Below are 9573 nucleotides of genomic sequence, written 5' to 3' on the forward strand. Positions count from 1 at the left end.
TCCGGGGAAAGCAGATCTTTGATCAAATCCCATGCTGCGTCTGGGAGTTCGTAGCGCCTTGCCATGTGGGCCTCCAGCCAATCATGGCGGCTATTCTACTCATATCGACTTTTCGTACAGAACCTAGAGAACTCAATAGCAGAGCCACCGGAAAAATACCCGCGCTTGTAATATTGAGAAAAATAATGCTCCTATTATTCTGGAAAACTTGCGACCGATCACACTTTCATCGAGCCAAGTTACCACTCAATCCCATGCTCCATGCCCCCGCTGGGCAGGATTATCGCCCTATCACGGCGGCACGGCTTTAACTGCATCTGAAGAATACGCATGACGCGCAGCGAGTCGAAAATACCTGTTCGCACGACCCGTTTTCGACTGCGTTTCTGCTCGCCGCGGGTGCTGCCGTATTCCACCTGGTTGCGCCGCTCGGCCCAGACTTTCAGGTTCGGCGGCGCCAGCTCGATGCGCTGTTCGGCGAAGTTCAGCTGGTTGCCCGTGGCCACCGCCGCCTGCAGTTGGATGCGGGTGCTGCCCATGTAGCCCGTCGCCCGGTTGATGGCGATCAGGCGTACCGTCTCGCCCGCCTTCAGGTGGTTGGCCGTGCGCTTCTGGAAGGCCTCCTGGAAACCTCCCGCGCTTTGCCATTTGCCGAAGTTGGCCTCGCCGCCGCGCCCGGCCGTGGCGAAGGTGTTTTCCGCCGAGCCGCGCAGCTGGATGGTGAAGCGGAAGCTGCCGGACTGCTCGTCCACACCCGAATAGCTCTGGTACAGCTCGTCTTCGTGCAGCCCGCGGCGTTCGGCCACCAGTTGCCCGTTGGACTCGCGGAACACGTAGATATCGGTGTCGCGCAGATCCTCCACGCTGATGGTGTCGAGCAGGCCGCGGTGCTGGAAGTCCGGGGCGGTGTCGATCAGCCGGGTAAAGTCCGGAGCCGTCTCTTCCGTGTTCCCGGGCACGCCGTCATGCCGGCTGGACAGGTAGATGCCCTGCAGCTCGGCTTCTTCCAGGCTTGGGAAGTCCGAAAGAAGCTCCAGATTTGCCAACAGGGCGGTCACTGGGGCTCCAGACGGCTCTCCAGATCATTGCTCAGGCGTTTGAACGCTTCATAAGCGGCGGCAGGTACATAAACGCTGGTACACCAGTCACACTGGTCGTAAAAAGCGACCCAACGCCCAGTAAGGTGTTTCTCCGCAAAGCGATTCAGAGCCTCCACGAAGTCGGCCGAAAACCAGTCCGAGTCGTTGACGTCATCAACCCTAAGCTCATGCTCGATACCCGCCCATGCAAAACGGATCAGCATGCTTTCCCAGTCGTCATCGGAGTCGAAATCAAGCTCCTGCGGGTCGAGCTCACCTGCCGTTGTATCCAGATATCCATCGAATAAATCGGGGTAGTAACTGGACGGGCTTTTCCCCTGCTCCAGCAAGTGACCATATGCAGCACCCGGCAGCAGTTTTTCCAGCAAAAGAGGAAAATATGACAAGCGCTTTGCCGCTGGTTCCTGCAACGACTCCTTGTTGAAGGTCAGGCCGTATTGGCCGGCCAGGTGCTCTACGGATTTAATAAATTGCTCGGCAGATTTCATTTCTCCCTCCCCTGTGATGGTACTCATTCGGAACTGGCCTCGCTGTCATACAGCAGTTCCGTGTCACCGCCCGCAATCGCTTGCCAGAAGAGCTTGATTTTCACGGGGTCGCGTTTATTGCCGGCCCGGTGGCTCTGCAGCGGATAACGCATCTGCTCACAGCCTTCGATCACGTAATCGATATAAATTTTTTCAAGCGCCTGCCTCTGCGGTATTTCCAGAATGAGTTCGAGGACACCGTCGAAATCCTTGTCGTTGACCTTGCCGCCGTTCATCGTGCTCGGCGCTACCTTGTTCGCCAATCGAGCGAAGTGATGCATGGCATGGCGCGCCAGATGTTCACCATTCGCATCTCGAGCGGTCATACGGTAACCGTGCTTGCCTTTCTTGCCTGGGATCTGCTCGACTTCGACGGCCTCAATGGCCTCGATCTGCATCAGGTTTTCATTGCAGAACTCTCCGGGTAGCCAGGAAAGAAAAGCGGCGAAGCCCCATTCATGGGCTGTTGTCGAAAGATGAACGATATTCTGACCGGTCTCGGCGTGTCCTTTCTCGGCATCCCAAATCCGCCACCCGTCTGGCACCCTCTGCTCGTACAGTAAATTACCGTTGAGGTCGTAGCTCCAGATAGCCTTACCTAACTGGGAAGCGACATACAAACAAGTACCATCCCACCAAAGCCATTCTTGCCCCCTATTTAATTTTGCTTGAGGAACTAATAACGGTGGAAGTTCTGCCAAAATCTCGCTATCGCGTGGTGACTCGGCGTTGAAACGTCGCAGGGATGCTCCATCGATATAAAAAAAATCATTTCCTGCATTACACACTGCCCCCATATAGTTATCCAGGCTTATGGGAGGCAGCAATTTTTTCTCACTCAAGGAAAAACAGTGGAGCAGTCCACCACTTGTAAACCCAGAGCAATTTATAAAAATCTTATCCTCTATTCTGAATGCTTTCTGCCCCGCACGAATAACCCCATCCAACCGAAACTCAAAAGCCGCCAAAACCTCGCCACTTAAACCGATTAAGCTGATCTCTTTTGACAGCCCCCCCTTGCCAAGAACGATTACATCCTCAACAGCTAAAATAACAACAAATTCCGCCGAAAACTCTAAATAACCAGAACCATTATATCGATAAACAAAACTTATCGAATCCTTGCCACAACGCCCATACAAATAACCATCACCAAAGCCGCCAACAGAAATATTTTCGAAGAATCTTTTCACTTCACAAAAATTTACCCAGCAATTTCTTTCAATACTATCTCGATATTTCCCAGCACCAATTTCATAGCGGAGAACAGCACCATCCAAGAGAGTTATTACTGCTTGTTCAAAAGCGTCTAAAGGAGAGATTGAAAGCCCCCCCCTAAGACTGACAAGCATATTACCGCGAGACGCAAGTGCATGTTCATTCAAAAAAAAGACCCCGCCACCACAATTAACTGGATAAATCACCTTAAATACCTCCCAAAACACTACGCAGGGCGTCGCCAACTATACCTAGGTTATCATTATAGTTCTGACCAGGCATTGTACGACTCATGATAATTTCCTGCGCCACTTTGTTTTTTCCAATCTCATCCATAACGTGATCAACAAACTCCATCCGCCGAGCATGCATCGCCGGATCAGAAAACGCCCAATACACTTTGGAGTCCGGTTCCCTAATTACATTAATAATGTCATCCACAATCTGTCCCGGTTCGGTAAAGCCCTCCAGCTTCCGACTGCTCTCCCTGGCCGTAGTAACCTGCCTGGACAAGTACCCTTTCGCCTCATCGAACAGTTCCCATGACTTCGTTTCAACGAAGTTATCAATACCATCTACCCTTATGACCACATCATAGGCCCTGTCGCCCAAACCATGATCTACCTCGAACCCGGTAATTTCCACCTTCTTGCCTGCAGCGGTTAATTCATCCGCCTTCTTGGCAGCGATGTCGACGGTCGCCGCCGAGGAGCGCGCCAAACGCATGTTCGGCTTCGCGGGATCTTTTTTGGTATAAGCGCTGAATTGTTCGATCAACTTATCGAAATTCCTCAACTGATCCTTGTTCTCAGGAAAGTATTTCCCCATCGCATGGACTTTTCCCATGAACTCTTCGATGTTGGCTCCCATAGCGCGGCAGGTCGAAGGTACGCAGGGGCTTCTCCTCAGGAAGGTCTGAAAAAGACTTCCTGATTTGGCAAAATACCCGGATTCCACCCGACGAGTTTTCCGATGAAGCAAATGACCTTCGCCGACGCCGAGTACGCTGGTAAGCGCAAGCAGACCCGCAAGGAGTTGTTCCTGATCGAGATGGATCAGGTTGTGCCGTGGAAGGGTTTGATTGCCTTGATCGATCCGCATTACCCCAAGGGTGAAGGAGGCCGGCCAGCCTATCCACTGATGGCGATGCTGCGAGTTCACCTGATGCAAAACTGGTTCGGCTACAGCGACCCGGCGATGGAAGAAGCGCTGTACGAGACGACCATCCTGCGCCAGTTTGCCGGGTTGAGCCTGGAGCGTATTCCGGACGAAACCACCATCCTCAACTTCCGTCGGCTGCTGGAGAAACACGAACTGGCTACCGGCATCCTGGCCGTCATCAATGGCTACCTGGGCGACCGCGGCCTGTCCTTGCGGCAAGGCACCATCGTCGATGCGACGCTGATCAATGCGCCGAGTTCGACCAAGAACAGGGACGGCCAGCGCGACCCGGAAATGCATCAGACCAAGAAGGGAAACCAGTATTACTTCGGCATGAAGGCCCACATCGGCATCGATGACGAATCGGGCTTAGTACACAGCGTGGTCGGCACGGCAGCCAATGTTGCAGACGTTACCCAGGTCGACAAGTTGCTGCACGGCGAAGAAAACATGGTGGGTGCCGACGCGGGTTACACCGGCGTCGAGAAACGCCCGGAACATGAAGGTCGGGAGGTGATCTGGCAGATCGCAGCCCGCCGCAGTACGTACAAAAAGTTGAGTAAGCGCAGCGCGCTGTACAAAGCCAAGCGCAAGATCGAGAAGGCCAAGGCTCAGGTGCGCGCCAAGGTCGAGCACCCGTTCCGTGTGATCAAGCGGCAGTTTGGCTATACCCAGGTGCGCTTCCGTGGACTAGTGAAGAACACCGCACAACTGGTGACGCTGTTCGCCCTGTCGAACCTGTGGATGGGGCGCAGACATTTACTGACGAATGCAGGAGAGGTGCGCCTGTAATGTGGGAAATGGCTGCGGCGAGGTTATCGCGGCGGCCAGAAACACTGAAATGAGCGGGCGATCTGATCGTTTTTGATCGGTTTGCTGCTTTCAAAATCGGCGGTGGCTGAAGTCGACCGGAAATACAGGGCTACTTCAGACCATCCCTCAAGGTCTGCAGCCCGTCAGGCCCCAGGTGCTCGGCAATCCTTATCAGGCCGGCGATGGGAACATTCTTATGCTCGATTTCGCTCAGGTATTTGGAGAGCGGATAGGCGGCATCTCCTGCTTCATCAGCAGCCTTGTTCAATTGCGCAATGACTCGCGTATAGAACTTGGCAATATCGCCTTGTTTAACGCCCCCTCGCTTGGCGCTTTCCTGAACCCTCTCCAGTATTTCCGCAAACTCACGAACCGACTTGCTGATCAAATCGATTCCGGCAGCATGGGCGATACCGACCCACAATCCCACGAATCGATTGAGGCGAGCGTCCGCGCTACTCGTTACGTCCTCGTCAAGGTAGGCGAGCTTATCTTTTATGACTCGATAGCTGTATTTGACCCAGTCGTCAAAATCATCAGCGCTATCAACTGCCGCAACCAGGAAGTCCTTGATATTTCCGCCTTCGTAGGCGACCAGGGCAACGACCTCCAGCAAGGGCAGAACCGTGGTCAGGGCTTCAACACGCTTCCCTGGTTCGCCGTGGATAACGCGCTTATCCAGGTAACCGACCATATTGTTGATTATCTTGCTGCCCTTCATGACCTTGGCAGCCGTTTTACCGCCAGCAATGGCCGCATCTACGGTGACGCCAATCCCGGTGAACTCGGCCAGGGTCGAGACGATACCCAGCGTGGCGAATACATAGGTGGCCTGATCGAAATTCTCCATGTCGCCGGTAAACAGGTAGAAGCCGTGTATGGCGAAATCTCTGACGTCGCCGACCAACAGCAAGCTGGCCACGAAATCGCACAGCATGCCGGCACCGCTATCGGTACTACCGGTGACAACACCCTCGAGACACTGCGCCAGATAAATCATGCCCTGGCCGGAGCGGCTTATCTGGGTTTGCAAGGCCTTGTAGGCACCGTACTCGACATAGGCAAGCGTGATTTCCTTGAACCCCGAGGCCGTCTCGATCTTCAGCTCCGCCTGGCGGACTTTCTGCTGCAGCTTGCAGTCGACGATGAATTTCAGGAAGGCTTCGGCAGTGCCGATAAGATCGTCCGTGGTGACAGGCATGCAGCTTGGGTCATCACCCTCCGCAGCCACGGCATGGGCGACCAGGATACGGCTGACACTGCTCAATAGATCTTTGTTCGGATCCCCCCTCAACGCCATCAGGTCGCTGAAGTGAGAAGCCACGGTGAAGGTTGCATAGCCATCACTGGCGACCTGGACAGTCGACTTCTGTGAGCCATCGGATAAACGCAAGACCGGTGATCGTGACCAGTCGAACACGGCCAGTTCGTTGACTCGCCCCTGATAATCACCGCCGATGATCAGTGAATAAGCACTGGTCTGCGTTTTTAGAGGCGCATCCAGCGCTACACGGACGATTTGCTGATCCAGTTGGAGGATCAACTCGCCATTGATCGTGTGCACACCGAGACGATGCCATTGCCCGCTCGCAACGGACTCCGTCGAAACCTCAACGTGCGAATCATCCGACAATTGCGCGAGGGCCTTGACTCTGCCATCGCCGGTCAGCACGACCTTCAAGCCACTGCTGGACAGGTCGAGGAGCGTCGCGTCTTGGTTCGTATCCGCATTGAACGCCAGGGTGGCACCGATATCTCCCTTTTTTTCGTAGCGGGCTTCATGTGCCAGCCGGAGTTGGTCACCTTGGCTGAACTCGGCGTATTTGGACTGTCGGGATACACCGGCGCCCTCGATTCGAGCGCCAGTGGATTCCAATAGCGCACCGGCTTCCTCATCCAGAAAATCGCTCTGCAGCCCCCAGGAGGCCAGCGGTAACAGGTTGGGCTTGAGGTAGTTGAGCAAGTCGAGGGTAACGGTTTCTCCCACACGACCCGGCACCTGAATTTGTGTTTGCGCGCTGGCCCCCAGCACCGAGGGATCGGGATCGCCGACACGGCTACTGACCAGCAACGGGTTACTGACGCGTACTGCACCAGCCGGAAGTTGTACATGGAAAGGCTGGCTGATGAGTTGGTCATTCAGCCGCGCGACTATGGTGCCGCCGCCAGCAAATTCACCAGCATGCAAGGTGGTGGTTGCATGGTTACCTGTGAGCACCAAATCGCTTTTATCCAGAACACCTCGAAGCGCTGAAAGCTGAATCGGTAACCCAGTGAGGTCACCGAAGTCGGACGCTGCCGTGACCGTGACCGTTGTACTAGCACCCACCGGAAGGGAGTCGACCAGCTCAACCCGCAACGTGACGTCATGCACCCGGACAAGGGTGTTTTCCGTAGCGTCACCAACGCTGATCGTCACCTGCTTGTCGCCAGGAACGTCCCTGCCTTTCAAGGTGACCTGAACTTTCCCGTCCCTGGTTTCCCGACTCCCCACCAGGGTCATGTCTTCGGCATTGATATCGACCAAAGTGCCATCCGCCACTTTGTTGTCGAAACGGTCGAACACCCAGACATCCAGCGTGACGCCACCTAACTCCGAGACAGTCGTCTTGCCCGCTGTTTCGTAGCTGATGTGATGCGGCCTTCCTGGTACGACTTCGTAGGTGACCGAGTCAACCTCCAGAACGGAGGGTTCCCGGAACTTGGCCTGCACGGTGGCCATCGCCCCTGCCGTCGTCGGAAGCTTGAGCAACGTCTGGAAATAACCTGAGGTATTGGTTTCCGTGTATCGCCCCAAGGTCGCGCTGCCGGACACTGACCAATCGACCACCGCTGGCTTGGTGGCCCCATCGCGATGTGTGAGCATCAGCCCTTCGATCAACTCAGTTCCGGAAAAAGCATCATCTGCACTGATCTTGACGGTTTCGCCATCCGTTGTAGCGGCGGGAATCACGAGCATCTGATCGAACGCCCATTCCCACAGGATATTGGCCACATCGTTGTTGGCGTAGAGACGCATGCTGAGGAAATCTTCCGATTGCAGACTGGCGAGATGCTCGAGGTTGTCGAAGCGAATGCTCTGATCCTCCCCGATCCGCACCTGAACTTCATCAGCCCCCAGCGCCAGTACCATTTCTCTTTCCCCTCGCAGGTCGACGGGGGCGAGCAGGTCGAAATTCGACTGGAGCAAGCCGTATAAAAACTCTAGAAAATGCGTACCAGACGATAGAACGGGAGCATTCATATCAATGGGGGCGGCCTGGTTCAGCTCAGCGTCATACTTGCGAATCGCCTCCACATTCAACTCGTACAGACTGAACTGCAGCTCCGGCCGGTACTGCCAGGCGTACTGCGGTTCGGGGGCCTTGAGGTTCAGGCCGGGGTTCTCGCGGTCGGCCTTGCGGTAGGCCTGGCGGGCGATTTCGCTGGCTTCTTCGTCGTGCAGCGGCACCTGTACCGGCACGTAGCGGCTTGGCCGGTATTTGAGAATGCCCGTGCCCTGGCCGGTGGCGAAGTCCGGGTTGCGGTTCTGTGGCTGACCGGCCACTTGCAGGTACAGGTGCTGCCTGGCCAGCACCTTTTCCGGCAGGTGGATCACCTGCACCTGCTGCCCCGGCTTGATCGCGAATTGCGACAGCTGGTTGGCCCCCGCCGGGGCCAGCTGGTTGGCCGCCACCACCTTGGCCAGGCTCCCGGTGTAGCCGTAGTCGGCCAGTTCCTCGGGCAGCGGGCTGCCGTCGGCGTCGCGCCAGTCGCTGTAGATGGCGATGCTGATGTCGCTGCTCAGCCCCGCGCCTTCGTTGCCGATGGTCTGGCGTTTCTGTTCGCCGCGGGTGCTGCCGTATTCCACCTGGTTGCGCCGCTCGGCCCAGACTTTCAGGTTCGGCGGCGCCAGCTCGATGCGCTGTTCGGCGAAGTTCAGCAGGTTGCCCGTGGCCACCGCCGCCTGCAGCTGGATGCGGGTGCTGCCCATGTAGCCCGTCGCCCGGTTGATGGCGATCAGGCGTACCGTCTCGCCCGCCTTCAGGTGGTTGGCCGTGCGCTTCTGGAAGGCCTCCTGGAAACCTCCCGCGCTTTGCCATTTACCGAAGTTGGCCTCGCCGCTGCGCCCGGCCGTGGCGAAGGTGTTTTCCGCCGAGCCGCGCAGCTGGATGGTGAAGCGGAAGCTGCCGGACTGCTCGTCCACTCCCGAATAGCTCTGGTACAGCTCGTCCTCGTGCAGCCCACGGCGTTCGGCCACCAGTTGCCCATTGGACTCGCAGAACACGTAGATGTCGGTGTCGCGCATGTCTTGCTGGCTGATATTGATCTTAACGCTGGTCATCAGCGACGCTTGTGCATCATCCATCTAGCAACACGTTTGTCGCTGGAAAAATCACCCCGCACGGCCACCAATGCGTGCTCGTTCAACCAGCTCTGCTCGTCCAAGGACTTGACCCAGATAGCATCCCCTCCTTCAGGCACAAGAAGCATGGCATCGATAATCAGATTCGCTTTATGGAAGGGGGCGACCAGCTCATGCAATTCCTCACGATCCAAGTCGGTCTCCCACCCCACCAACAAGGTCTCCGGGCTAGGGCTCGACAGACAGTCGGGCAATGCTATGTACTCCAGCGCTACGTACAAGTCCCGCCAAGGTTCGGCGACCTCTTCAACGAATACGGGTTTATCAATCGTCAGAAAGAGTTTTACCTGCTTCCTCTGCTCGGCATTGAGTCCAGTCAATAAAGCATAAAAGATCGTTTCCACAGAAA

At 55.9% G+C, this 9573-nt stretch carries 7 protein-coding genes; 1 reads left to right on the top strand and 6 read right to left on the bottom strand.

Annotation, left to right across the window (positions count from 1 at the left end; genetic code table 11):
* Window positions 1-239 precede the first annotated feature (239 nt).
* From DNK34_RS20040 to DNK34_RS20055, 4 genes are read right to left on the bottom strand one after another with little or no spacing between them, the layout of a single operon-like run.
* Entirely contained in the window at window positions 240-1058 is an 819-nt protein-coding gene (locus tag DNK34_RS20040) for a hypothetical protein (protein WP_131177871.1), read from the bottom strand.
* Window positions 1055-1588 (bottom strand): hypothetical protein, encoded by a 534-nt coding sequence (locus DNK34_RS20045; RefSeq protein ID WP_131177870.1) that lies wholly within the window; start codon window positions 1586-1588, stop codon window positions 1055-1057. Before DNK34_RS20045 ends, DNK34_RS20040 begins: the two co-directional genes overlap by 4 nt.
* Before the next feature lie 23 nt (window positions 1589-1611).
* Complete coding sequence (locus DNK34_RS20050) at window positions 1612-3051, bottom strand: hypothetical protein (protein WP_131177869.1); 1440 nt, start codon at window positions 3049-3051, stop codon at window positions 1612-1614.
* A 1-nt stretch (window position 3052) separates the two neighbouring features.
* Window positions 3053-3691 carry a hypothetical protein gene (locus DNK34_RS20055; RefSeq protein ID WP_131177868.1) on the bottom strand — a complete coding sequence of 213 codons (639 nt, stop codon included), beginning with the start codon at window positions 3689-3691 and terminating at the stop codon, window positions 3053-3055.
* Window positions 3692-3817: 126 nt separating this feature from the next.
* Here DNK34_RS20055 and DNK34_RS20060 point away from each other — a divergent pair, with 126 nt between their 5' ends.
* Entirely contained in the window at window positions 3818-4798 is a 981-nt protein-coding gene (locus DNK34_RS20060) for an IS5 family transposase (protein ID WP_131177867.1), read from the top strand.
* Window positions 4799-4928: 130 nt separating this feature from the next.
* On the opposite strand, the gene DNK34_RS20065 is transcribed toward DNK34_RS20060, so the two are convergent.
* Both DNK34_RS20065 and DNK34_RS20070 read right to left on the bottom strand, forming a co-directional pair.
* Entirely contained in the window at window positions 4929-9167 is a 4239-nt protein-coding gene (locus tag DNK34_RS20065) for a LamG domain-containing protein (RefSeq protein ID WP_131177866.1), read from the bottom strand.
* Window positions 9143-9568, bottom strand: coding sequence for a hypothetical protein (locus DNK34_RS20070; RefSeq protein ID WP_131177865.1), 426 nt, complete (start codon window positions 9566-9568; stop codon window positions 9143-9145). Before DNK34_RS20070 ends, DNK34_RS20065 begins: the two co-directional genes overlap by 25 nt.
* Window positions 9569-9573: the final 5 nt, after the last annotated feature.

It is taken from the genome of Phytopseudomonas dryadis (assembly GCF_004327355.1).
GTDB lineage: Bacteria > Pseudomonadota > Gammaproteobacteria > Pseudomonadales > Pseudomonadaceae > Aquipseudomonas > Aquipseudomonas dryadis.

What these genes read in the sequence shown, in the direction of transcription:
- DNK34_RS20045 (WP_131177870.1), bottom strand. Translation starts at nt 1,588, where the DNA reads ATGAAATCTGCCGAGCAATTTATTAAATCCGTAGAGCACCTGGCCGGC.
- DNK34_RS20055 (WP_131177868.1), bottom strand. Translation starts at nt 3,691, where the DNA reads ATGGGAAAAGTCCATGCGATGGGGAAATACTTTCCTGAGAACAAGGAT.
- DNK34_RS20060 (WP_131177867.1), top strand. Translation starts at nt 3,818, where the DNA reads ATGAAGCAAATGACCTTCGCCGACGCCGAGTACGCTGGTAAGCGCAAG.
- DNK34_RS20065 (WP_131177866.1), bottom strand. Translation starts at nt 9,167, where the DNA reads ATGGATGATGCACAAGCGTCGCTGATGACCAGCGTTAAGATCAATATC.